The sequence below is a fragment of the Martinezella sp. CNPSo 3957 genome (assembly GCF_057784395.1).
On the sequence record NZ_JBXSOU010000004.1, the window covers coordinates 197097 to 220411 of the forward strand.

The 23315-nt window shown below is 60.5% G+C and carries 22 protein-coding genes and 1 pseudogene; 8 read left to right on the forward strand and 15 right to left on the reverse strand.

Annotated elements, in window-relative coordinates; genetic code table 11:
* Positions 1–52: 52 nt before the first annotated feature.
* Positions 53–1006 carry a GAF domain-containing protein gene (locus AC13QE_RS12325; protein WP_488483886.1) on the reverse strand — a complete coding sequence of 318 codons (954 nt, stop codon included), beginning with the start codon at positions 1004–1006 and terminating at the stop codon, positions 53–55.
* 436 nt (positions 1007–1442) lie between these two features.
* Between AC13QE_RS12325 and AC13QE_RS12330 the strand changes: the two genes are divergently transcribed.
* The 4 genes from AC13QE_RS12330 (at position 1443) to AC13QE_RS12345 (ending at position 5011) form a co-directional block, all read left to right on the forward strand.
* Positions 1443–2207: a phosphatase PAP2 family protein gene (locus AC13QE_RS12330; protein ID WP_488483887.1), complete on the forward strand. Its 765-nt coding sequence runs from the start codon at positions 1443–1445 to the stop codon at positions 2205–2207.
* A gap of 276 nt (positions 2208–2483) precedes the next feature.
* Entirely contained in the window at positions 2484–2738 is a 255-nt protein-coding gene (locus tag AC13QE_RS12335) for a GCG_CRPN prefix-to-repeats domain-containing protein (protein WP_488483888.1), read from the forward strand.
* A gap of 231 nt (positions 2739–2969) precedes the next feature.
* The gene (locus AC13QE_RS12340; protein ID WP_488483889.1) at positions 2970–3389 is read left to right on the forward strand and encodes a thiol-disulfide oxidoreductase DCC family protein; all 420 of its coding nucleotides are present in this window, start codon (positions 2970–2972) and stop codon (positions 3387–3389) included.
* Entirely contained in the window at positions 3386–5011 is a 1626-nt protein-coding gene (locus AC13QE_RS12345) for a saccharopine dehydrogenase family protein (protein ID WP_488483890.1), read from the forward strand. The genes AC13QE_RS12340 and AC13QE_RS12345 overlap by 4 nt, the downstream gene beginning before the upstream one ends.
* Before the next feature lie 40 nt (positions 5012–5051).
* Here the strand turns inward: AC13QE_RS12345 and AC13QE_RS12350 are convergent, their stop codons facing one another.
* From AC13QE_RS12350 to AC13QE_RS12370, 5 genes and pseudogenes are all read right to left on the reverse strand, one after another.
* Positions 5052–5609: a GNAT family N-acetyltransferase gene (locus AC13QE_RS12350; protein ID WP_488483891.1), complete on the reverse strand. Its 558-nt coding sequence runs from the start codon at positions 5607–5609 to the stop codon at positions 5052–5054.
* A complete protein-coding gene (locus AC13QE_RS12355; RefSeq protein ID WP_488483892.1) occupies positions 5606–6679 on the reverse strand; it encodes a serine hydrolase domain-containing protein in 1074 nt (357 codons plus the stop codon). Before AC13QE_RS12355 ends, AC13QE_RS12350 begins: the two co-directional genes overlap by 4 nt.
* 585 nt (positions 6680–7264) lie before the next feature.
* Positions 7265–10660: an acyl-[ACP]--phospholipid O-acyltransferase gene (locus AC13QE_RS12360; RefSeq protein WP_488483893.1), complete on the reverse strand. Its 3396-nt coding sequence runs from the start codon at positions 10658–10660 to the stop codon at positions 7265–7267.
* Positions 10661–10750: 90 nt separating this feature from the next.
* On the reverse strand, positions 10751–11032 hold the full coding sequence (locus tag AC13QE_RS12365) for a YiaA/YiaB family inner membrane protein (protein ID WP_112335778.1): 282 nt from the start codon (positions 11030–11032) through the stop codon (positions 10751–10753).
* 43 nt (positions 11033–11075) lie between these two features.
* Positions 11076–11764 (reverse strand): annotated as a pseudogene (locus AC13QE_RS12370) (PspA/IM30 family protein).
* Between the two features lie 111 nt (positions 11765–11875).
* Here AC13QE_RS12370 and AC13QE_RS12375 point away from each other — a divergent pair.
* A complete protein-coding gene (locus tag AC13QE_RS12375) occupies positions 11876–12484 on the forward strand; it encodes a TetR-like C-terminal domain-containing protein (RefSeq protein WP_132719388.1) in 609 nt (202 codons plus the stop codon).
* 15 nt (positions 12485–12499) lie between these two features.
* On the opposite strand, the gene AC13QE_RS12380 is transcribed toward AC13QE_RS12375, so the two are convergent.
* Positions 12500–13279, reverse strand: coding sequence for a polysaccharide deacetylase family protein (locus tag AC13QE_RS12380; protein ID WP_132719387.1), 780 nt, complete (start codon positions 13277–13279; stop codon positions 12500–12502).
* A 43-nt stretch (positions 13280–13322) separates the two neighbouring features.
* On the opposite strand from AC13QE_RS12380, the gene AC13QE_RS12385 reads away from it, so the two are divergent.
* On the forward strand, positions 13323–13523 hold the full coding sequence (locus AC13QE_RS12385; RefSeq protein WP_488483894.1) for a hypothetical protein: 201 nt from the start codon (positions 13323–13325) through the stop codon (positions 13521–13523).
* 64 nt (positions 13524–13587) lie between these two features.
* Here AC13QE_RS12385 and minE read toward each other — a convergent pair whose 3' ends face one another.
* From minE to AC13QE_RS12425, 8 genes are all read right to left on the reverse strand, one after another.
* Positions 13588–13848 carry a cell division topological specificity factor MinE gene (gene minE, locus AC13QE_RS12390; RefSeq protein ID WP_015343376.1) on the reverse strand — a complete coding sequence of 87 codons (261 nt, stop codon included), beginning with the start codon at positions 13846–13848 and terminating at the stop codon, positions 13588–13590.
* A complete protein-coding gene (minD, locus tag AC13QE_RS12395) occupies positions 13845–14660 on the reverse strand; it encodes a septum site-determining protein MinD (protein ID WP_095437032.1) in 816 nt (271 codons plus the stop codon). Before minD ends, minE begins: the two co-directional genes overlap by 4 nt.
* Positions 14661–14689: 29 nt before the next feature.
* On the reverse strand, positions 14690–15421 hold the full coding sequence (minC, locus tag AC13QE_RS12400) for a septum site-determining protein MinC (RefSeq protein ID WP_488483895.1): 732 nt from the start codon (positions 15419–15421) through the stop codon (positions 14690–14692).
* Between the two features lie 52 nt (positions 15422–15473).
* Complete coding sequence (locus AC13QE_RS12405; RefSeq protein ID WP_488483896.1) at positions 15474–15617, reverse strand: hypothetical protein; 144 nt, start codon at positions 15615–15617, stop codon at positions 15474–15476.
* A gap of 117 nt (positions 15618–15734) precedes the next feature.
* Complete coding sequence (locus tag AC13QE_RS12410) at positions 15735–16151, reverse strand: organic hydroperoxide resistance protein (RefSeq protein ID WP_488483897.1); 417 nt, start codon at positions 16149–16151, stop codon at positions 15735–15737.
* A gap of 882 nt (positions 16152–17033) precedes the next feature.
* Positions 17034–18356 carry an ATP-binding protein gene (locus AC13QE_RS12415; protein ID WP_488483898.1) on the reverse strand — a complete coding sequence of 441 codons (1323 nt, stop codon included), beginning with the start codon at positions 18354–18356 and terminating at the stop codon, positions 17034–17036.
* Complete coding sequence (locus AC13QE_RS12420) at positions 18353–19093, reverse strand: response regulator (protein WP_095437036.1); 741 nt, start codon at positions 19091–19093, stop codon at positions 18353–18355. Before AC13QE_RS12420 ends, AC13QE_RS12415 begins: the two co-directional genes overlap by 4 nt.
* Before the next feature lie 112 nt (positions 19094–19205).
* The gene (locus tag AC13QE_RS12425; RefSeq protein ID WP_488483899.1) at positions 19206–20258 is read right to left on the reverse strand and encodes an alpha/beta fold hydrolase; all 1053 of its coding nucleotides are present in this window, start codon (positions 20256–20258) and stop codon (positions 19206–19208) included.
* A 333-nt stretch (positions 20259–20591) separates the two neighbouring features.
* Here AC13QE_RS12425 and AC13QE_RS12430 point away from each other — a divergent pair, with 333 nt between their 5' ends.
* On the forward strand, positions 20592–22364 hold the full coding sequence (locus tag AC13QE_RS12430; RefSeq protein WP_488483900.1) for a cytochrome c biogenesis protein DipZ: 1773 nt from the start codon (positions 20592–20594) through the stop codon (positions 22362–22364).
* Between the two features lie 49 nt (positions 22365–22413).
* Positions 22414–23172: an alpha/beta fold hydrolase gene (locus tag AC13QE_RS12435; RefSeq protein ID WP_488483901.1), complete on the forward strand. Its 759-nt coding sequence runs from the start codon at positions 22414–22416 to the stop codon at positions 23170–23172.
* Positions 23173–23315 lie beyond the last annotated feature (143 nt).

A 23315-nucleotide genomic window follows, 5' to 3' on the forward strand; every position in this document is an offset into this window, starting at 1 on the left:
CAGTGTCGCAACTCTGCGACATCCGCCGGATCGAATGCTCGTTGACGGTGCTTCAGTGCAGATTGAGCCGGTTCATCTTCCGATGCAGCGTCGAGCGGCTCATGCCGAGCGCCGCCGCTGCCTGGGAGACATTGCCGTTGGCGCGTGAAAGAGCCCTGAGCAAAGCGGCGCGCTCTGCCTCAATCAGATCCTCGCCGGCGGCCCCTTGCTGCTCGCGTAGAACATCGGAGGCCGGAATGCCCGCGGCAATGCGATGATCGTCGAGCTTCAATGCAAGGCGGGCCGCGCGGGTCGCACCGAGCACAAGGTCGTTGCGGTCGACCGCCAGCAGCGCCGACGTGGATGCGATATCCGTCGCCACCATGATGAAGCGGGCGCCGGGAAAGGCGCTGCGGAAAAGATTGAGCTCGATGCGCACTGCCGCATCGCGCACGGTCTGCGACAGAATCGCCAGTGTCCCGTCGCTCACATCGTCGCGGCAGCTGGAAATGTCGAGCGCCCCGGCAAGCTGGCCGCGATGATCGCGGATCGGCGCCGTGGTGCAGCTGAGATTGATATTGGAGCAGAAAAAGTGCTGGTCGCGGAAGATCGCAACGGCCCGCTCGTCGGCAAGCGCCGTCCCGATGCCGTTGGTACCGATACTCGCCTCCGTCCACACAGAACCGGTCCATAGGCCGAGATCGTGGAACTCCTTATCGTCGCCGGCAGCACCGCGGCGTTCCAACGCGATACCGTTGCGATCAGTCAGCAGTAGGCAACAGCCGGCCTTGCCGACCGCGAGAAACAGGCGATCCAACTCATTGGCAGATTCGGCAACCAGCCGTTCCGATCGCTCCAGCGCCGTTTGAAATTCCTGGCTGGTCAAGCGCATCGGCAGACGCTTCTCCTCCGGCGCAAGGCGATGCATGACCATGCACCGTCGCCAGGAGGCAACAACCGAAGAACTCGCCGCCGCCGATTGCGCCGACGCGTAAACCTGATCCGCATGTGCGGCATAGTCGTGCATTTGGCTCCTCCCACCGAACGCTGTCTCAATTGTCGCTAAAAAAGGCCGCTGAAGCAATCCTTCCGGCGGCTTTCGTTCAAGGTAGCCGGAGGCAGCGGCCATCTCATTGATAAAAGCTCTTTTTAGGCACTGCTCATCGCTTCAGCCACGACTTTGCAATTCGGGTCGTCGAAATCGGCGCCCGATGCCCGGCTTTCGCTTTGTCGTCCCGACAACCGGGATCCGGCCCGCCCATCGAGATCTTTCAGGCGGCTGTCAGCGTGTTGCTGTAGCAGCTTTTTCCAAGGGAAACGGAGCGAAAGGCGATTGGTGAGCCCAGCTCCCCGAGCGGCTGTCTCGACAGTAATGGAAAGTCGGCTTTATGCAGGCATGGCAGCGAGGCCGAGAGCCCATAAAAGAAATGCTGGAGCGTTGCGCCGACACCGGTCGCAGACGAATGGCTGGCGGCCTTCGCTGCTTCTTCAACACCCCAACCATCAAGCCCCCTGCAAATCGTGCTTTTCTCGAGCGCCCGATCGTCATCATCGCCATTTTCCTCACGCTGTCATTGCTCGTCATGTGGACGGCCGATTATCCCTTGGGCATCTGGATGAAGTCTTTTCCCGCGCAGTTGCGAGGGACGGCGAAGTGGATCAGCAGCCTCGGCACCGGGCTTCTGGTGCTCTCATTCAGCGGAGCACTACTGATTTTTGCGATGCTCGCGCCTGCGCACAAACTGCGGAAATCCATGCGAACGGGTGCTGATCTCATCGCCACAGCCGCCGCCTTCATCTTCCTGGCGGTCGCCGGCGGCGGCATTGTCGATTCGCTCGCCAAGAACATTATCGGTCGTGCCAGGCCGGAACTCCTGGATACGAACGGCGCCTTCTCTTTCCGGCCCTTTGCCTTCCACGCCGACTTCGCCTCTTTTCCCTCAGGACATTCGGCAACGGCCGGCGCCATGGCGATGTCGCTGGCGCTCGTCTTTCCTCGCCTTCGCCCCGTCTTCATGCCGATCGGCATCCTGATCTGCCTGTCGCGCCAATGGGTCGGCGCGCATTGGGCAAGCGACACGCTGATGGGCGGGGCGTCGGCGTCGCCTTCGCCTTTTGGCTGGCACACGCATTTGCTCGGCGCCGTCTTCTGTTTGCCTATGACTCCAATGGCCGCTTGTGTCCTGGGGAGCGATACAGGGCAATTCTCGCCGTACTGCGCGCTTTGATCCGGCGTGCGCCCATCATTGGCAAGAAAGCGGTTCCTGCTGCAAAATCGTGTCCAGCGCAGGCTCGCCTGGCATCTCGGAGCCTTGAAATTCGATCCTGATCCAGCGGCAGACACAGTGCTTCCGCATTGTCTGCCGGCTCGTACGCAGCAAGTACCCGTCCCTTCTCCTCCGAATGCAAAATTATCAAGACGCGCCGACGGATTTGTCTCTCGCCGCCGTTTAAGCGCTGAAGGGACAACAGCTTGAAGCTCTTCAAGGACGAATGAGGACATCATGAAAAAGATCATTTTGCTGGCCTTTGCCGCGACCGCCTGCTTTGCGGCCATCTCGCCAGCCGAGGCTCGCGACGGATGCGGCATGGGCTGGCATCGCAACCCCTACGGATATTGCCGCCCAGATGGACGACCTGTGGTCGTAGTGCCAGAGGTTCCGGCCTATGGCATCTTCTATCCCGGCCGTGGCTATTGGGATGGACACCGCTATTGGGTGCATCGCGAGTGGTGGCATGGTGGCTGGCGTTATCGCTAAGCTACTCTTCCGCGATGCGCGCGGCCCGGTCTTAACAGATCGGGCCGCATGCCAGCCGACAGATCGATCGGCCTGCTTTTTTCCATCCTTCCGCAATCTAGCCCTGCGATGCAAAGCTCACGGTCGTTTGCCGGTTTGACATGGCAGCCCACAGAAACGTGCAATTGACGGCGGCAATGCAACTGGTCAAAGCTGTGGCGAGACCGGTTTACGGAAAAAGACGCCGCCAGCATGAACAAAAGCACCATCAGCGACTATCAAGGGCCGATCATCGTCTTCGACGCCATGTGCGTCCTGTGTACCGCCAACGCCCAGTTCGTGCTTCGTCATGACCATCTTGGTCGTTTCCGCCTTGCCTCCATGCAGAATGAAACCGGCATCGCGCTCTATCGCCGCTGCGGCATGGATCCCGCCAATCCCGACAGCCTCATCATCGTCGACGGCGCAAAGGTATTACGCGACAGCGACGCGGTGCTGGCCATTTATGCCGGCCTCGGCTGGCCCTGGAAGGCGATTTCCGTGCTGCGCATCGTACCCCGCATGCTGCGCGACCCGATCTACCTCTGGCTTGCCCGCAATCGCTACCGCATCTTCGGCAAGCGGGAGACGTGCTGGCTGCCGACGCCAGAGCAGACGAGCCGCATCCTTTGAAAAGAATCCTCGTTCTCGGCGGTTATGGCGGGTTCGGCGCGCGACTGTCGCGGCGCCTTGCCAGCGACGGTTTCGAGGTTCTGGTCGCCGGACGTAATCTCGAAGCCGCGAAAGCGCTCGCCGCTCGATTACCCCATGCAATTGCCCTGCAAGCCGATCGAAATGGCAATATCTCCGCGATCCTCAGCGAGCACACGCCCTTTCTGTTGATCGATGCGGCGGGTCCCTTCCAGCAAAGCGATAACAGAGTTCCGCGAGCCTGCATGGAGGCCGGCATCCACTACATCGATCTCGCCGACGCGCGCGATTTCGTCGGCGCGATCAGCTGCCTTGATGAACGGGCAAAGGCTGCCGGCGTCACCATCATCTCGGGTGCATCGAGCGTGCCGGCGCTCTCCGGCGCTGTGGCGGCGGACCTTGCAAAGGACATGGAGGAGGTTCGTTCGATAGAAATGTCGATCAGCGCCTCCAACCGCGCGACCGCAGGCGCCTCGGTCGCATCGGCGATCCTGAGTTACGTCGGCAGGCCGGTGCGGCTCTGGCGCGGCCGGCGCTGGCAAGACGCGATGGGCTGGCACATGCTGAAGCGCGAAACCTATGCCGTCGTCGGCCACCGCCCTCTGCACCGGTTGGTGGCGCTGGCCGACGTGCCGGATCACGACCTGCTGGTCGAAAGCTTTGCCGAGCGGCCTAGCGTTATCTTTCGGGCGGGGCCGGAATTCGCCTTTCAGACTTTGGCACTCTGGCTGCTGTCCTGGCCGGTTGCCTGGGGTTGGCTGACATCACTCAGGAAGATCAGCAGCTTCCTGCTGCCGCTGCAGGCTCTGACAGCGAGGCTTGGGACTGCACGCTCGGCTGTGACGATCGAGCTCAAAGGCATTGAGCACGGCGCCATGAAGGCTCGCCGCTGGACCCTGATTGCCGAAAATGGCGACGGCGTGGAAATTCCCACGCTTCCCGCGCAATTGCTGGCGCGGGCCTTGCGCGGCGGCCGCCTTTCGCCCGGCGCCCGTCACGCCGGCCGGCTCCTGTCGCTTGAGGATTTCCGGAGCTTGTTTCGCGATCTGGCAATCACCGAGGAAACGACGGAAGCACCCTATACGCCGCTCTATCAGCGTGTCATGGGTCCTGCTTTCGCGCATCTTTCCGAGCCGGTACGTGCGATGCATCATGTCTTCGGCGATGGCGGCGCCGAAGGAGAGGCAGTCGTCACCCGCGGGCGCTCGCCCCTTGCCCGGCTGGTCGCGAAAATATTCGGCTTTCCCGCAGCCGGAAAGCACGCGCTGCATGTCTCCTTCGAGGAAAACCACGGCATCGAAGAATGGACCCGGGATTTTTCCGGCCGGCGCTTTCTCAGCCATTTGAGCGAAGAGAATGGCCGGCTCGTCGAACGCTTCGGCCCCTTCCGCTTTGCATTCGATCTTCCCATCCGTGGCAACGGTCTCAGCATGGAGATGCGGCACTGGTCGTTCCTGCGCATTCCGCTACCGCTCTTTCTGGCGCCCCAAAGCATCGCTCATGAATGGGCGGAGGACGACCGCTTCCACTTCGATGTCCCAATTGCCCTGCCGCTCATCGGGCACGTCGTTCATTATCGAGGCTGGCTGAGGCGGATTGATTGATAATGCAAGACCGACTGGCGGGACCGACTAGAGGCTAGTTTTACCGGTCGCCAGCCAGGCAGCCGAACATACGAAAATCGTGGAAGGCCTCTTTGAATCTCGCCTTCTGCCGCAGCGTGCCCTCATATTGAAAGCCCACTTTTTCGAGAACCCGGTCGGACGCGGTGTTTCCCGGCAATGTCCAGGCTTCGATACGATTGAGCGAAAAATCGCCGAAGCCGCATCGGACGACGGCGCGCGCGGCCTCGCTCATCAACCCCTTGCCCCAGGCGGTGGGGTGCAGTTCATAGCCCAGTTCTGCGCATCTGGCGCGCCGGTCGAAACTGTTGAAACGGATGGCACCGAGCAAACGGCCGGAAACCCGATCCTCGATGATCCATGAACAACCCGCTCCCTTCGGGAAGATTTTGATCATCCATCGCAAAGAGCGTTCAATCTGCGCCATTTTCGGCGCATCCACCCAATTCGAGAACCGCGTGACCTCCGGAATCGAAATCAGCGCGTGGAAATCGTCGCGATCACCCATGCTCGCTTCGCGCAGCCGCAGCCGCTCGGTGACAAGTGTGGGAAACTCGGCTTTTGAAGGCGCCACCTTCATGCTTTCAGCAGATTGGCAAGGATGATCTCGCGCCAGACGCGGGTGGGCGTAATCCAGGCATCCCAGGAATTATACTTGCCGGAATAGATGACAGCGGCGACACCCGCATCGGGCATCAGCCAGAGCCTTTGTCCGCCATTGCCGAAGCCCGCATACCACGACCGCTGACCGTCAAACGCCGGCACCGGCGCATCGCCTGAGAACCACAATCTGCCATAGCTCAAGCCATCCCCGGTCGAAATCGCCGGCGCGAGGGATTGCACGATCCACTCCTCCGAGACGATCCTTTGGCCGTTCCACACGCCCTTCTGGAGGAAAAGCATGCCGATCTTCAGCAAATCGGGGGCAGTCAGGCGCAACCCGGATGCCGGCGACGCCACGCCGTCACGTCCGGCGTTCCAATGGAATTTGGCAATCCCCAGCGGTTCGAAGAGAACCTCTCGCGCGAAATCGGGCAGACGCCTGCCCGTGCCGCGCTCGATGATCGCGCCTACAAGCGCGACGCTGCCGCCGGAATAAATCCAGCGCGTTCCCGGCTCTGCGATCACCGGACGTTCCAGGACGAAACGATATCGCTCCGGCGCGTTCTCCATCGCAATTTCGCTGTTCAGCGGGTCGGTATAGGGACGATCCTCGTCCCACTCCATCCCCAGCGTCATCGTCAGCGCGTGGGCAATGGCGATCTTGGTGCGAGCAGGATCTTGGGCGAGATCGCCGTATTCCGGGAACTGCTCATAGAGGGATGCATCCGGCGGCGGTACCAATCCCCTATCGAGCGCAATACCATAAAGAAGGCCGGCAATGCTCTTGGTGACCGAACGAAGATCGTGCAGCGTATCTGCATCGAAGGCGACATCCCCGAGTGGATCTCCCCAATTCTCGTCGGAACCAACGGCATAATATTCCAGGCATACACGCCCGGAACGAGCGGCAAGCACGACATGCAGATCGCGCAGCAGGCCGGATTCGATACCGGCTTCAAACTTGCGGCGGAGCCCGGGATCAAAGCCGAGCGCCTGCAGGGTTTCGCGATCGGGTGACGAGGATGAATTGCCCTGCGTGATGACCATGCAATCTCCACCCTTCGCTCAACGACCGTCAGGGAAAGCTACAATCAAAGCGCGCATGCGGCAAGGCGATGGTGCAGTAATTTGGCATCCATATTAGCCGGTCTTTCGATCAGCCCTGCCGCATCTTCAGGTCTGTCTGCGTCTCATCGCAAATGTGGTGCCTTCCTTTTTCTGACGAGAATCCCGGTCGCGGCTGAAGGCCGCTTCCGAGATTCCCGGCTGTCGTCAGGGGTGAGTACGACAGCCGGGTCAAGAAATCGATTTTCCCACCGGCAATCCATAGGCGGACTGGAAGCTGGGAAACACAGGATTAAACTCCACAGGTGACTGCCCCATTTAGAGACATATTTCACGCAACGCTAAATTTGCCTCGTCCAGTATGGCCTCGTCGGCGGCAACTCTTTTCAGATCTCATACAAGCGCGATGATCTGAACGTTCCGACTTGCCGAATTTTCCTGAAGAGCTCCTCAGCGTCGTCCATGCCATCGCCGCCTGAAACGGCGCACTCTGCCATGAGCCGCCGGCGACAAAAAAGCGGCCGAAGGCTGAAACCATCGGCCGCTCCACTATTTCGAGATGGGAGCCTACGCTGCCTGTGACTGCGCTTGAGCTTCCAAAGCCATCGCACGCGCGGTGACGAAATCGACCTTGCCGGAGCCGAGAACCGGCACCTTGCCGATGGTCACTTCGGCGGGAACCATCATTTCCGTGGCCCCCTTCGATTTGGCGAAGGCCAGGAAATCGCTTCGGGTCGCACCCGGCGCATCGGTCAGGAGCACGAGGCGCTCGCCCTTCTTGGCATCGGGTAAGGACGAGACGACGCTGAGGGCGCCCGGCCAGAGCTGTGCCGCAAGCGTCTCCACCGCGGCAAGCGAGATCATCTCGCCGCCGATCTTGGCGAAGCGCTTGGCTCGGCCGCGGATCTTGACGAAACCGTCTTCGTCGATGGTGACGATGTCGCCGGTATCGTGCCAACCCTCCGGTAGCGGTTCGAGAACGCCGGGATTGTCGGCGCGCAGGTAGCCGGCCATGACGTTGGCGCCACGGATGAGAAGGCGGCCGCCCTCATCGATGCCGGGAACCGGCTCGAGCTTCCATTCCATGCCCGGCATGATTTTGCCGACCGTTCCGGTGCGGTTATACATCGGCGTGTTCAGCGAGATCACCGGCGCTGCCTCGGTCACGCCATAGCCTTCCAGGATGCGCAGGCCGAACTTCTCCATATAGACCTCGCGGGTCGATGCCTTCACGGGCTCGGCGCCCGAGAAGATGTAGCGGATCGACCTCAGGTCGTAAGGATGGGCGGTGCGGGCATAGCCGTTCAGGAACGTATCCGTGCCGAAGACGATGGTGGCGTTGGAGACGTAGATCAGCTCCGGCACGATACGATAGTGCAGCGGCGAGGGATAGAAGAACACCGGCACGCCCGAGACCAGCGGCAGGATCGTGCCTGCCGTCAGGCCGAAGGAGTGGAACATCGGCAGGACGTTGAACACCTTGTCGCCGGGGTGGAAGTCGATGCGCGAGGCGGCCTGGGCGGCATTCGAGAGGACATTGCGGTGCGTCAGCACCACGCCTTTCGGCGCTCCTTCCGAACCGGAGGTGAAGAGGATGACGGCCGGGTCATCGGCGTTGCGCTTTACCAACGGCCGATATTTGCGCATGAGGCCGACGATCTTGTCGAAGAAGGTGATCTGCGTGCGCAGTTCATCCAACCAGACGAAGGTCACCTGCTTTTCGAGCTCCTCGACCACCGGGCCGAGTTTGGCCTGCGTGATGAAAGCGCGCGAGCAGAGCACATGCTTGACCTCCGCCGTCCGGCAGGCGGAGAGGATATTCGCAGCACCGGCCGTGAAGTTCAGCATGGCCGGAACCTTGCCCGCCGACATCACACCGAGCACGGTCGCGGCAGTGCCGTTGGCATTCGGCAGCATCACGCCGAGCGTCTTTTCCTGCGGGAACATCTTCTTGAACTTCGCGCCCAGCACCGCAGCCCCGGTCAGCAGCTTGGCGTAGGAGAGCTTGCCGGCGATCGGGTCCTCGATGGCAAGTTTCTTGCCGCCATATTCATGGGCGCTGTCGATGACGCGGCCGAGGACTGTATTGTTGGTGTCGGCGGTGCGGAACATCAGCGTCGACATGATCTGGTAGAGCGCAGCGCCAGCGGCGATACGGCGCTTCCTGCCCTTGAGCTCGGCGGGAACATCGAGCTTGACCGGCTCGAGGATCGTCACCTTGACCTTGGGGAAGAGACGGCGGCGAACGTGGCTCGACGTCAGGTAGGAGGCGTAGCTCTTTTCCAGTCCGTCGATGCGGACGGGCACGATCATCGCGCCGGTCTTGTCGGCGACCATGGCAGCACCGTCATAGACCTTCATCAACGTGCCGGTGACGGTCAGGCGCCCCTCGGGGAAGATGCCGACCGGGCTGCCATCCTGGATGACCTTGATCAGCGAGCGCGTTGCCATCGGCTTGGTCGGGTCGAGCGGCAGGAACTTGCACATCTTCAAAAGCGGCCGCATCCACCACTTCTTGGCGAAGGCATAGTCGATGGCGAAGACAGGCTCTTCCTCGGTGATGGCAAGCGCAAGGGCACCGTCCAGCAGACTGACATGGTTGAGCGCGATGATCGGCGCGGGGCCTGCCATACGTATGTTTTCAAGACCTTCCACTTCAAGCCGCATGAAGGCGCGGAAGATGATGGAGATCAGATCGCGGAAGGCGTTGGTCGGCAGCATTTTCAGCATGAGCCAGGCGATCGCAATATTGAGCACGGAGATGCTGAGAATGATCATCGGAATCGACAAGCCTACGGCCTGAAGCACCGCCACAAGCGCCAAACCCAGGGCAATGAAGAGAGCGGAAAGCACATTCGAGGCGCCGATGACGCGGGCGCGGCGATCTTCATGCGCCCAGCTCTGCATGGCCGAGAAGGTCGGAACCGCCAGGAAAGCACCGCCGATCGCCATGCCGGCGAGATCGATGGCAACGCGGATGGTCTTCGGTCCGGCGAAGAAGGCAAGAATGGTTTCGGCATGGCCGGCCGACTGCAAACCCCATAGGTTCCAACCGAGATCGAGACCGAAGAGCGCGACGATCAGCATGCCGATTGGCGCCGGCAAAAGCACGATGCGGCCGGCAGCCATCCATCCGGCAATGGCAGAGCCGATGGCAACCGATATGGCGAAGATCGCGAGATAAGCGGGAACGACGATTTCCGAGCCGCCGAGAATATCGGTGACCATGACCGGCAGCATCGACATGATGAAGGCGCCGACGAACCAGAACCAGCAGTTCATCAGCGACGCCCGCCAGATGCGGCTATCGGCGCGAAGCTCGTTGACCAGCCTGTAGCTGGAGCGCACGACATTGGTGTCGACGACGAGATCGGGTGCCTTGGAGCCGGTCGCAGGAATCATGCGGGCGGCAAACCAGCAGAGGATGGAAAGCCCCATCATCATCGGCCCGAAGATCCAGACATTCTCGCCTTCGCGGAAGGCGACGGCCGCAACCATGGTGCCGGTGAGGATGGCGATGAAGGTGCCGCCCTCGATCCAGGCGTTGGCTTTGGGGAGGTCCCGGTTTGCCAGGTGATCCGGCAGGATGCCGTATTTGATCGGCCCGAAGAGCGAGGAAATGACACCGAAGCCAAAGAGGGCGAACATCAATATCCAGATCGAGGAGAAAGCGATGCCGACCACCGAGATCGCCGCCACTAAGAGTTCGCAGCGCTTCAAAAGCTCCGCCATCCTGGCCTTGTCGTATTTGTCGGCAAGCTCACCGGCAATCGCCGACAGAAGCAGGAACGGCACGATGAAGATGCCGCCGGCAAGTGTGACCAGGGCGGCACCCTTTGTCGCCATCTGCGCGAGAATGACGAAAACCAGGGTCTGCTTTAAGAAATTATCGTTGAATGCAGTCAGGAATTGCGTCCAGAACAGCGGCGCGAACTTCCTCGATCTCATCAGGTGCGTTTGCATGGCGTATCCCTCATTCGGCCAACAGGACGCCATAGAGTTGTTACGCAAAGGTTGAGCGCGGATACAACTCTACAGCGTCGTTAATAAAGATTAGTCCTGACCGTCACGATTGAACTTGACCAGAAGCTTCTCCGTGCGGGCATCTTCTACCTTGCGGATCAGCTTGTCAGCCTCGCTGTTGTCACGAACGGTCTTGGTGACGTTGACCGCCGTCTGCACCAGCATCAGGATGCCCATGGCGAGATAACCTTTGCCCCAGAGATCGATCGGCATCATGTAAAGGCCGACGAGGAGCATGAAAGCGGCGGCGGCAAAGGAAATGTAGGAGAAGCTGACCCAAGCCTGGGAATGTTTCTGGAAGCTGTCGTTCATGATCGTATCCTCTCAATTATCTAATCTGTTTGATGTCTTCGTTTCAGGCTGCTGAATTCAAGCGTTGGCGCAAGCGGGCCAGCACGTCGTCGGCGGAAGGGCCGAGCGGTGCGCCGCAGCCGGCATTGGCGAGTTTTTCGATGATGTGTGCCTGCCGGCTCGCGGCATCCATTTCCTTCATGGCCGAGGCTGCGATCTCGCAGCGGCTCTGGTAGCCTGAAGACGGGCGAGCGTCTCCTCGGCGTCATCGAGCGTTGCCAGGCCGGAATTGTCGTCGCAGGCGGCATTGAGCTTCTGTGTCTGCTCGGTGGCACGCGCCAGGCGCTCGCCGCGCTGCAGTTTCTGCAGCCGCGCTTCCGATGTGCGAACGGTTGCCTTGAGTTTGCCAATCGTCTGAGTGAATTGCGCTTGGGCTTTTTCAGAAGCATCCCGCTCGGCTTCGAGCTGGGCGATCGCCTCGGCCGCCTCCCGCGCAAGTTCGTCACTTCCCCTCTGCAGGGCGGCAACGGCGCGCGTTTCCAGGTCCGCAATGCGGCCGATGATCGCTGCGTGCCGGTTCTTTTCCTGCTCACTCTGCGCAACGGCAATTGCCACGGCCCGCCGTGCGGACTGGATGGCACTGGCCGCCTCGCGGATCTGCTGCGCCAGCAAGGGTACCGCATTGCGATCGATGAACGCCTGTTCCGCATCATAGGCCCGACCGCGAATGAGCGTCAGAATTGAATTGAACATTTGTCGTCTCCCGTTTATGAACGATGTTCACGAAACGATGTATGCCAGAACCATGAACGTTGTTCAAGAATAATTTTGAACGACGTTCAAAAAATCGAATTGGAAGAGTGAGTGGCGAGAAAAACCCTGGAAAAGCGCGAGGATCTGAAGCAGCGGCTGATCGCGGCGGCGCGCAATCGCATCGCTGCGGACGGGCTCTCAAACCTGAGGGCGCGCGATGTCACGCAGGATGTAGGCTGCGCCCTTGGCGGCCTCTATACGGTCTTCGCCGATCTCGACGATCTTGTCATTCACGTCAATTCGGCAACGCTGAAGGCGCTTGAGGCATCGCTGGCGCTGACGGAGGTTCGGGATCACACGCCAGCGGACCGGCTGCGCAATCTCGCGCGCGGTTATCTGCGCTTTGCGGTCACCCATCGCAATCTATGGAAGGCGCTGTTCGACCATCGCCCCCCGGATGACCGCCCCAGCCCCGAATGGCACCTGGAAGAGCATATGTTCCTGATGGGCGTCATTGCCGAGCCGCTGGCGGAGTTGCAGCCGAACATGTCGGAGACGGCGCGCGCCATCCGCGCGAGAACGCTGTTCGGGGCCGTGCATGGCGTCGTCAGCATCAGCCTGGAAGGACGGTTTGTCGGTCTGCCGATCGAAAGCCTGGAACAGGAACTCGACGACTTCATCCTGACGGTCGCAGCCGGGGCCGCGGCACGACAAGGCTAGCCGGATTTATGGTTTTTACTGTTTCGAGGGCGCGTAATTCCTGATGTCGCCGAAAGCGTAGCCACGATCCCTGAGCTTGCGGATCAGCGACTGCAGATTTTCGCGGCCGTTGAACTGGTCCTGAAACATCTCGTCATGCATGAGCAGGATCATCTTGCCGCGCTGCGTGAAGCGACCGTACTGGAAAAGATGATCGATCTCATTGACGAGATGGTCCACCGATTGAACCGGCTTGCCGTCGTCGCTGTGCACCCACTCGAAATCCCAACCGAAGAGATAAAAGCCAGCTTCGGCGACGAGTTCGTAATCCAGCCATTCGCGTTCCCATTGGGCGACATTGATGGATAGATCCTCCCTCGACACGGTCGGAAGCCGAAAGACATCCCTGCCCGGCAGTCGCGCGTTGACGATCGGCGTCAGACCGAGCACCTCGTTGGCGTGCAGCATGTCGGCAACCACGGCCTGGGTGTTGGAATAGTATCGTCGGTAACGATTATTGGCGTGGCTGTAGCTGTGATTGCCGAGGGTTACCATCGGCATGGCCTTGGCCTCTGCCAGGAGATCGCGCCCGGCGGGAATGGTTTCGACATGCTGGCCGACCATGAACATGGCGGCGGGGACATTTTCCTGGCTTAGCACGGAAAGAATGTTCTTCGTTCCAGGCAAGGGCCCATCATCGAATGTCAGAAAGATCGTCCCGTCCGCCGCGCGAGCGGAGACGGCGCAGGCCGCAGCCAGGATGCCGGCGAGCACCCATCTCAAGAGCGCCTTCCATCGATAATTCAATCCGCCCAAGCCAGCCGCCTCCCCATGTCATCGCCGCAAACTGGCATATCGCATGGAACAAGAAAAGCGCCGCGAGCACGACAAAAGCAAAGGGCGCTCTACCCATTTCTGGGGAGCGCCCTTGCTTTTTAACCCGGACAGCAAACGCCGGCTCGACACAGAAATGTCAGCACGGCAGGCCATCGATACAGGTGATGACCCGCAGATAATCGCGAATCGCACCCTTTGCAAGAGCCGGCTGCAAAAATTTTAGCTATTCTGCCACACGAGAGTTCCATGTGACAGAATTCGCACATTTGACGGGCGTTGATCCCTCGTCAGGCAGCCTTCAAGGTCGCATCACGCGGGATCTCGACGTCGATCTCCAACATGGAGACATCCTTGTCGCGATCCATCTTCACCTGCACCTTGTCGCGATCGACCTGTACATGCTTGGCGATGACGGCGAGGATTTCCTCCCTCAGCACGGATACGAGATCCGAGCCCACAGAGGCGCGCTCGTGGGCAAGAAGGATCTGCAGCCGCTCGCGCGCCATCGGTGCAGATCTCTGCTTGCGGAACAATCCGAAAATGCTCATGCCGCCCTCCTTGCGAAGATCTTGCCGAAAATACCCCGCTTTTCGCCGGGGATGGTGATCGGCACCTGCTCGCCGGCAAGACGGCGTGCGGCGTCGAAATAGGCAAGCGACGGGGCACAGCGCGCATCGGCAAGCGTGACCGGCGAGCCGAGGTTGGAGGCGCGCAGAACGTCGGTGCTTTCCGGAATGATGCCGAGCAGCGGAATGGAGAGGATTTCCAAGACGTCATCGACCTTCAGCATGTCGCCGCGTTCGGCGCGGCCGGCGTCGAAGCGGGTCAGCAGCAGATGCTTTTCCATGCGCTCGCCGCGCTCGGCCTTCAGCGTCTTGGAGTCGAGCAGGCCGATGATGCGGTCGGAATCGCGCACAGAGGAGACTTCCGGGTTGGTGACGACGACGGCGACGTCGGCATGGCGCATGGCAAGGGTGGCGCCGCGCTCGATACCGGCCGGGCTGTCGCAGATGACCCAATCGAAATAGTTCTTGAGCTCGTTGATGACGCGCTCGACACCCTCGGGCGTCAGATTGTCCTTGTCGCGGGTCTGAGAAGCCGGCAGGAGGAAGAGCGTCTCCAGCCGCTTGTCGCGGATCAGCGCCTGCGGCAGCTTGGCATCGCCGTGAATGACGTTGACGAGGTCATAGACCACGCGGCGTTCCGCGCCCATGACCAGATCAAGATTGCGCAGGCCGACGTCGAAATCGACCACGACGACCTTTTCGTTTCTCTGTGCCAGAGCCGCCCCCAATGCGGCCGTCGAAGTCGTCTTTCCAACTCCGCCCTTGCCTGATGTGACGACGATTACCTTGCCCATCTTGCTCTCCTGTTTTGGCCGGCTTCGGCTCAGATTAGTTTTTCGGCCATGATCGTTTCACCATCCAGCCAAAGCTGGACGGCTTGTCCCCTGAGGCCAGGTGATATGTCTTCCGCCATCTTGTAGATGCCATCGATCGCCAAAAGCTCGGCCTCGAGCTTGCGGCAGAAGATTCGCGCCGAGGCATTGCCGATCGACCCCGCCATGGCGCGGCCGCGAAGGGCGCCGTAAATATGGACTGATCCACCCGCGATGACTTCCGCACCGGATGCCACCGAACCGATGACCGTGACATCGCCTTCCGGAAAGATCACCGACTGCCCCGAACGCACCGGCTCGCGGATGATCAGCGACTGCGTGACCGGCCGAACTTCCGGCGGCGGCACCTTGGCCTCGCTGTTGCGGCGCTCCACGACCGGCTCGGCCTCGGAGACTTCGAAATCGGCAGCCGGGCGCCCACCCTTCAGGATCGGCGGCATGCCGGGGCCGGCGATCGACGGGCGGCCGCCCTCGATGCCCATGATGCTGACATTGCGGGCCGAAAGCTCTGATATCAGCTCCTTGAGCTGCGCCTTGTCGATCGACAGGTCGGTGATGTCGAGCACGACCGGCCGCCCTAGAAAGAAGCCGGCTGAACGGGCTGCGAGGTCGTCAAGCCTGATCAACCACTGGTCCAGCGGAAGATCCGGCGAAAGCATGACCGCAAGAAATGAGCGGCCCTTGATACGGATCGAACGAGCGTCTGTTAGCACTTTGGTCATCTATGTGAATAAATCGTTGATCCTGTGTACCGTCGATATGGTTAACAAATAGTTAATACGAGGCTCCATTGGAGCCCGAACCGCCCCATAAAACGGCGATGCTCGCAAGCGCCGAAGGCTCGTTCGAGCCGGGATCGTAGACGCATGGAGCGGCGAAAATCGCAGCTCCTGCAAGGAGAAGAATGATTGGTCTCATGAGATTCTCCAGGCGCAAAGCGGAGACTGCCTTGCTGATTATTCGACGCGGAAAAATTAACGATTCGGCGCGCCGCACCTTCCGGAGCGGCGCGCTAGATCGACGCTTGGGTGATTCTCAGGCGAGCTTCAGCTCGACATTGATGTTGCCGCGAGTCGCCTTCGAGTAAGGGCAGGTCTGGTGGGCTTCCTCGACCAGCGCGCGTGCCAGCTCGGGCTCGATGCCGGGCATGCTGACGGTCAGGCGCGCCTGCAGGAAGTAAGCGCCTTCCGTCATGCCCAGATCCACTTCGGCATCGACGGCGAGGTCGGCTGGGAGCTTGACCTTGCGCTTGCCCGCGGCAAGGCCCATTGCGCCGATGAAGCAGGCCGACCAGCCGGCTGCAAAGAGCTGTTCGGGATTGGTGCCGGCATGGGCCCTGCCGGGAGGCGAAAGCTTGACGTCAAGCTGGCCGTCATCGCTGCGGGCGGAGCCGTCGCGGCCGCCGATGGTGTGGGTCTTGGCGGTGTAAAGAACCTTGTCGATCTTGGTCATGGAACACTCCGTTGTTGCGTTGCCCATCTGCTATGTTGTGAGGGCAACGTCTGTTGACGGAGTTGTTTTTGATGGATCGACGTATTCGGCATGTTTCCGGAATCGCCGGAAGTGTTACAAAACGTAGGCCTTAACGGGCCGGATACAAATGCTTACAAAGATACTGAAATAATAAATGGACCGGATAACGGGAACGGCGAAGTCGGAGAGACGCTTGGGGCAAAACGAAACCAGACAACATTTCGAGACACGCGATCTCGACGGGGACGCGCAGAAGACTCGGATGGAGGCATATAAAGTTATTTCCAAGGAGGATGCCCAGCGGAAATCCAGAGAACGACTCCTGCTTTGGCTAGTACTCGCTGCAATTCTGTCGCTGCTGGCCTAGCTACTTGGGTAGATTTGACCGCCGTCCGAGCTACAGTTTGGTGCGTGAAGTCTACCATTCGACATAAAGAATCAGGCCGTGCCGCAACTGTGCAGTTTCGATGGCTCATATGAAGAATTCTCGCGGCCAGAAATCTGACCATTCTGTTCGAGGCTAGTGATCGTCCTTTCTCGGTTTTGGCCAGGCTGAGCGGAGCGCCTCGAAAAATTGCCTTAAAATGATAATCCACTCTCCGTTTCCGCGGTTAAGAGCTTTTATCATGTCATCCACCGTCCCCGGTGGCCTCTCGTTTTGCTCCATCTTGCCATCTTTCATCGTCGGCTCCCATGCAAAAACAAACACCAGTGGAAAGCAGTCATCGGACTCTGCCTGGCCTCATAGCGCCGCAAACGTGCTGACTAATCATACAACAGACCAGACGCGACCACCAAATGGGCATTGGCTACTGACGCTATCTGATTTAGCCCACCTCCAAAAATCCTTCCCGCAAGCGATCAGGAAATAACGACCTCCGCCGCCAGGCCACCGCCCTCGCGGTTATAGAGCCTGACGGAGCCGCCGAGCGTCTGGGCGAGCTGCTGGGCAATCGCCAGGCCAAGGCCGGTGCCGCCGGTGTTGCGGTTGCGCGATTGCTCCAGCCGGAAGAAGGGCTGCATGGCCGCCTCTATCTGGTCCTGCGGAATGCCGGGACCGCGATCGAGGACGGTGATCGCAATCTGGCCCGTGTCCCGGCGCTCCACGGCGATTTCCGCCGCACCGGCGAATTTCAGGGCGTTGTCGATGAAGTTGGTGAGGATGCGGCGTAGCGCATGCGGCTTCGTCGTCGCAGTTCCGTGAATGAGACCGAGAATCTCTACGGATTTGCCGGTGTCCTGATAGTCATAGCTGATGCTTTCAATGAAGGAGGCCAGATCTATGCGTGCGCTCTTCTCGCCATTGCCATGGGCGCTGCGCGCATAGGCGATCCCATCCTGCACCAGACGCTCGATCTCGCCGAGATCCTGCAAGAGCTTGGTCTTCTCGGGCGAATCATCGGCAATATCGGCACGCAGGCGCATGCGGGTGATCGGCGTCTGCAGATCGTGCGAGATCGCCGCGAGGATCTGCACGCGCTCTTCGAGATAATGCGCAATTCGATCCCGCATGGCATTGAAGGCTCTTGCGGCGTGCGCCACTTCGCTCGGCCCTCTGTCGCTCAAGGCCGGGCTCTTGTTGTTGGGATCGAGCGCATCGGCCGCAGCGGCAAACTCGGCGAGCGGACGCGTGGCCTGCCGGACGGCAAACCAGATACAAAGGACGATCAACAGCATCTGGACGACGAATACATAAGGCAGCCAGGCCGCCATCGGCATGACACCTTTTGGCGTAACATCGATGGTCAGCGGGCTACCATCGCTCAGCTTGAGATGCGCCTGCAGCCGCGAGATCGGCCCCGGTATTGCTTCCATGTGGATCGGAAAGCGATGGCCGACCGCATCCTCTATCTTGGCGGCGATCTCAGCGCCATGCGCAGACGTATCAGGCACGCCGGGCAGGCCATTGCCTAATTCGAAGTTGTAATTGCCGCGGCTGAGCCAATCGACGAAATTCGCTCTCTCATCGGCCGGCAATCGGTCGAGCACCGCGATCGAGGTCGCAACGTCGTTTTCCAGCGTGCCGAGCATGACGGCCTTTGCCGACATGTAGCGCTCGATATAGAGCACACTGAAGGACAGGCCGTAGGCGATCGCGAGCCCCGCCAGCAGGATCAGCGAAATGCGTGCACGCAGGGTGCTAGGCCACCATGGTCGGTGACCTGAAAGCTCGACCACAGTCATGGGCGCAGCTCCGCAATTTCCACCGGCACGGAGAAGACATAGCCTTCGCTGCGAACCGTCTTGATATACATCGGCTCCCGCGCATCATCCCCCAACCGCTGGCGGAGACGGCTGACAAGCAGGTCGATGGAGCGATCGAAGAGATCGGCGTCGCGGCCTTGCGTCAGGTTCAGCAATTGATCTCGATTGAGCACTCGCTGCGGGTGGTCGATGAAGACGCGCAGCAGGCGGTATTCGGCGCCGCTGAGCGTAATTTCCGTGCCGTCCTTGTCCAGCAGATGACGCCCAACCGTGTCGAGCCGCCAGTCCCCGAAGACCAGCAATTGGCCGGCCTCGCTGATCTGCAGATTGGGCGGCAGCATGCGGGTGCGGCGCAAAACCGCCTTGATGCGTGCAAGCAACTCGCGGGCGGCAAAAGGCTTGGCCAGATAATCGTCCGCGCCCATTTCGAGGCCGAGGATCCGGTCCATTTCGTCGCTACGCGCCGTCAGCATGAGAATGGGCGTCGCCTTGTGCTTGCCGGCGCGAAGCTCGCGACATAACACGAGGCCGTCGTCGCCTGGCATCATCACGTCGAGCACGATCAGGTCGACCGAATTGGCCTCGAGAAAGCTGCGCATCTGCCGGCCATCGGCGGCCGTTGTTGCCCGCAAACCATTCTTTTTCAGATAGCTCGATACCAGCTCACGGATTTCCCGATCGTCATCCACGATCAGGATATGGTCGACATGATCCATTTCGATTTCTCACTCCTTATCGTAAGCATCGAGCTACGAATATTCATCCCTTGCGGCGCGAACTGCTAGGGCGTCAGCTTGCGCCGGCGCCCTCCCGCACACTATCGTCGAACTAGAAACGATCAACATCTATCACAGCCTGGGCGAAAGCCTGCGGGGCTTCCTGGGGCAGATTGTGCCCGATGCCGCCTGTGATGGTGCGGTGCTCGTACTTGCCCGAGAACTTGCTGCGATAGGCCGACGGCTCCGGATGCGGCGCGCCGTTGGCGTCGCCCTCCATCGTGATGGTCGGGATCGAAATCACTGGCCCGGCGGCGAGCTTCTTTTCATAGGCATCGAACTTTGCCTCACCTTCGACGAGACCGAGACGCCAGCGGTAATTGTGGATGACGATATCGACATGGTCGGTATTGTCGAATGCGGCAGCCGACCGATCGAAAGTGGCGTCGTCAAAGGCCCATTGCGGCGAGGCGGTGTGCCAGATCAGCTTTGCGAAATCGTGGCGATTTTCCTGGTAGCCGAGACGGCCGCGCTCGGTGGCGAAATAGAACTGGTACCACCAGGCAAGCTCCGCCTTCGGCGGCAGCGGCTTGCGGTTGACCTCCTGGCTGCCGATGAGATAGCCGCTGACCGAAACCAGCGCCTTGCAGCGTTCCGGCCAGAGTGCCGCCATGATATCGGCGGTGCGGCCGCCCCAGTCGTACCCGGCAACGACGACCTTATCGATCTTCAGCGCATCGAGAAGGTCGATCATGTCGGCGGCGAGCGCTGCCTGCTGGCCGTTGCGCAGCGTGTCCTTCGAAAGGAAGGTAGTGGTGCCATAGCCGCGAAGATAGGGAATGATGACGCGATAGCCGGCATCTGCCAAAAGCGGCGCGACATCGACGAAGCTGTAGATGTCATAGGGCCAGCCGTGCAGCAGCAGCACGACGGGGCCGTTGGCCGGACCGGCTTCGGCGTAACCGACATTGAGCACACCGGCTTTGATCTGCTTCAGCGCGTCGAAAGAGGTGTGGGTGCCGGCCTTAACGGCGGGCAGGGTCAATGCGGAAGCCTTTGTTTCTTGCGCGCCGGCGATTGCAGGCAGACCGAATTCGGCAGCGGCAACGGCGATGGCGGCCATGCCAAAAAAGCGGCGGCGGGTGTGGTTGATTTCCTCGGACATCTGTCTCTCCTGTGAATTGGATGGTGACCACAAGAAAGCCAGCCACATGTATCGCCGATGTGTCGTCGATGGCCTCGTTTTGAAAGTCTATGTAGCTTCCGGCCGCCAGGATACAGTCTGATACAATTTGCGGCCCTTGGCAGCAACGCCTCGGCAAGCGGCCGGGTTCGATTTGTATCGCAATGTATCGCAGCCGGAGACATCGACGTTTCGGTACATTCTGCCGCCCAATCAGACACATTCGAGATACGTCGTCACTGGCAGATAGCGTCATTGCGGAGCACGGCCCCTCGCCGTTCGCAGCCGGTCAATCGCTTCTAAAGGAACAAGACGATGACGCTTCTCATCATAGCCTATCTCGGCGGTGCGCTGACGATCCTCAGTCCGTGCATCCTGCCTATCCTCCCCTTCGTCTTTGCCCGCGCCGGACAGCCCTTTGTCAGGAGCACGCTGCCTATGCTGGCTGGCATGGCGCTCACCTTTGCAATTGTCGCGACCCTTGCCGCAGTCGGCGGTGCCTGGGCGATCCGCGCCAATGAATATGGACGCCTTGCAGCAATCGTTCTGCTCGGCCTCTTCGGCCTGAGCCTGATTTCACCGCGCATCGCCAGCGCGCTCTCCCGGCCGGCGGTCGATCTCGGCAACAACCTGCTGAACGCTGCCGGCAACGGTCGCGCGACCTCGGGTATCAGAAGCTCCTTCGTCCTCGGCATTGCGACAGGCCTGCTCTGGGCTCCCTGCGCCGGTCCGATCCTCGGGCTGGTCCTGACAGGTGCTGCATTGAAGGGCGCCAATCTGCAGACGACATTCCTGCTGCTTGCCTATGGCGCCGGCGCCGCAACCTCGCTTGCCATTGCACTCTTTGCCGGCGGCAAGATCTTTGCCCGCATGAAGCAGTCCCTCGGCGTCAGCGAACGCATCCGCCATGTCGCAGGCGCGGCTGTTCTGGCCGGCGTTGCCGCCATCGCGCTCGGCCTCGATACCGGCCTGCTCGCCCGCCTCTCCTATGCAAGCACCGGCTCCTTCGAACAGGCTTTGCTCGAGAAGCTGCACCCCAAGACCTCCGTCCCGGAGGCCGAGGTTGCCAGCAACGGCGCCATGAAGGTTGTCACCGACGCGGCACGTCCGTTCCACAGCAGTCTTCCGATCGAAGGCCCCGCCCCCTCGCTCGACGGGGCCGTCACCTGGCTGAACTCTGAGCCGCTGACGACGGCCGAGCTTCGCGGCAAGGTCGTCCTCGTCGACTTCTGGACCTATTCCTGCATCAACTGCATCCGCACTATCCCCTATGTTCGTGCCTGGGCGGAAAAATATAAGGATCAGGGTCTCGTCGTTATCGGCGTCCACGCTCCGGAATTCGCCTTCGAAAAGAACATCGACAACGTCAAGAAGGCGATCGCCGACTTCAAGATCGGCTATCCCGTCGCGATCGACAACGACTACCGCATCTGGCGCGCCTTCGAGAACAATTACTGGCCTGCCCATTATCTGATCGACGCCAAGGGGCAGATCCGCTACCAGCACTTCGGCGAAGGCAATTATCGCCAGACCGAGCAGGCAATTCAGGACCTTCTACGAGAAGCCGGCAGTGATATGGCTCAAAGCAGCCCGGTCGTCCCCAATGCGAGGGGTGCGGAAGCAAGCCCCGACCTTGGCCACATCCGCTCCGGCGAGACTTATGTCGGCTACGGCCAGGCGACGGGTTTCGTCTCGCCTGAAGGTCTGAAGGCGGACACCGCCGCCGACTATTCGGTTGCCAATCCCGGCCTCAACCAATGGGGACTAACCGGCACCTGGACCGTCGGTTCGGAACAGGCATCGCTGGACAAGGCAGGCGGCGGCATCAGCTATCGCTTCAGTGCCCGCGATCTGCACCTCGTCCTCGGACCGTCGGCAGACGGAAAGCCGGTCCGCTTCCAGGTGACCGTGGATGGAAAGGCGCCCGGCGCCGACCACGGCTCCGATATCGATGCCGACGGCAACGGCACAGTGACCGCAACCAAGCTCTACCAGCTCGTCCGCCAGTCCGGTGACGTCACTGCGCGCAACTTCGAAATCCGCTTCCTCGATCCCGGGGTGCAGGCCTACGCCTTCACCTTCGGCTGAAATTCCCCTTCACCCCAAGCATGAACCTCAACTGACAGGAGTTACAACCATGAAGACCCGTTTTCTCTCCATCGCCGCCCTTAGCTTTGCTGCAAGCACTTTTGCCTTCGCGGTGCAGGCCGCCGAGATCAAGAATATCGTCATCGTCCACGGCGCGCTGGCCGACGGCTCGGGGTGGCGCAAGACCGCCGACATCCTTGAAAAGGACGGCTTCAACGTCACCGTCGTGCAGGAACCGATTACCTCGCTTGCCGATGATGTTGCCGCCACCAATCGCGTGCTCGACCTCCAGAACGGACCGAGTCTGCTCGTCGGTCACAGCTATGGCGGCATGGTCATCACGGAAGCGGGCAATCGCCCGGATGTCGCAGGCCTCGTCTATGTCGCCGCATTTCAGCCGGACAAGGGCGAAAGCCTGATCAGCCTTGCAAGCTCGAAGCCTGCAGGCAGCATGAACATCCGCGAAACCAAGGACGGCCAATATCTTTATCTCGATCCTGCTACATTCGCCGCCGACTTTGCAGCCGACCTGCCGAAGGACGAGGCCGATTTCATGGCAAAATCTCAGGTCTTTGCCTCAAAAGCCGCCTTCACCGTCAAGGTCGGCGATCCGGCCTGGAAGGCGAAGAAGAGCTGGGCCATCGTCGCAACCAATGACCGTTCCATCAATCCCGAGCTCGAGCGCGACATGGCAAAGCGTGCCGGCAGCGACGTGACCGAAATCAAGGCAAGCCACGCCGTCTTCGCTTCGCAGCCGGAAAAGGTGGCCGCCGTGATCGAAAAGGCAGCCAAGGACGCCGGCAAGTAAAGCAATCCGAGCGGCGGCTTCATAAACGAGGCCGCCGCCTATCCTTATGCGGGATCGTAGCAGCTGGCTTCGCTGCCCGAGCCTAGAGGCAAAAAAGAGATCGAACTCCGGCTTGATGTGAATAGGCAATGAAAGCCTATGGG

Bases quoted from the DNA above. Each gene is read 5' to 3' on its own strand.
- AC13QE_RS12325 (WP_488483886.1), bottom strand. From the start codon at position 1,006: ATGCACGACTATGCCGCACATGCGGATCAGGTTTACGCGTCGGCGCAA.
- AC13QE_RS12435 (WP_488483901.1), top strand. From the start codon at position 22,414: ATGAAGACCCGTTTTCTCTCCATCGCCGCCCTTAGCTTTGCTGCAAGC.
- minE (WP_015343376.1), bottom strand. From the start codon at position 13,848: ATGAGCATTTTCGGATTGTTCCGCAAGCAGAGATCTGCACCGATGGCG.
- AC13QE_RS12385 (WP_488483894.1), top strand. From the start codon at position 13,323: ATGGAACAAGAAAAGCGCCGCGAGCACGACAAAAGCAAAGGGCGCTCT.
- AC13QE_RS12425 (WP_488483899.1), bottom strand. From the start codon at position 20,258: ATGTCCGAGGAAATCAACCACACCCGCCGCCGCTTTTTTGGCATGGCC.
- AC13QE_RS12430 (WP_488483900.1), top strand. From the start codon at position 20,592: ATGACGCTTCTCATCATAGCCTATCTCGGCGGTGCGCTGACGATCCTC.
- minD (WP_095437032.1), bottom strand. From the start codon at position 14,660: ATGGGCAAGGTAATCGTCGTCACATCAGGCAAGGGCGGAGTTGGAAAG.
- AC13QE_RS12365 (WP_112335778.1), bottom strand. From the start codon at position 11,032: ATGAACGACAGCTTCCAGAAACATTCCCAGGCTTGGGTCAGCTTCTCC.
- AC13QE_RS12415 (WP_488483898.1), bottom strand. From the start codon at position 18,356: ATGACTGTGGTCGAGCTTTCAGGTCACCGACCATGGTGGCCTAGCACC.
- AC13QE_RS12405 (WP_488483896.1), bottom strand. From the start codon at position 15,617: ATGAGACCAATCATTCTTCTCCTTGCAGGAGCTGCGATTTTCGCCGCT.
- AC13QE_RS12335 (WP_488483888.1), top strand. From the start codon at position 2,484: ATGAAAAAGATCATTTTGCTGGCCTTTGCCGCGACCGCCTGCTTTGCG.
- AC13QE_RS12350 (WP_488483891.1), bottom strand. From the start codon at position 5,609: ATGAAGGTGGCGCCTTCAAAAGCCGAGTTTCCCACACTTGTCACCGAG.
- AC13QE_RS12340 (WP_488483889.1), top strand. From the start codon at position 2,970: ATGAACAAAAGCACCATCAGCGACTATCAAGGGCCGATCATCGTCTTC.
- AC13QE_RS12410 (WP_488483897.1), bottom strand. From the start codon at position 16,151: ATGACCAAGATCGACAAGGTTCTTTACACCGCCAAGACCCACACCATC.
- AC13QE_RS12360 (WP_488483893.1), bottom strand. From the start codon at position 10,660: ATGCAAACGCACCTGATGAGATCGAGGAAGTTCGCGCCGCTGTTCTGG.
- AC13QE_RS12330 (WP_488483887.1), top strand. From the start codon at position 1,443: ATGGCTGGCGGCCTTCGCTGCTTCTTCAACACCCCAACCATCAAGCCC.
- AC13QE_RS12355 (WP_488483892.1), bottom strand. From the start codon at position 6,679: ATGGTCATCACGCAGGGCAATTCATCCTCGTCACCCGATCGCGAAACC.
- AC13QE_RS12420 (WP_095437036.1), bottom strand. From the start codon at position 19,093: ATGGATCATGTCGACCATATCCTGATCGTGGATGACGATCGGGAAATC.
- minC (WP_488483895.1), bottom strand. From the start codon at position 15,421: ATGACCAAAGTGCTAACAGACGCTCGTTCGATCCGTATCAAGGGCCGC.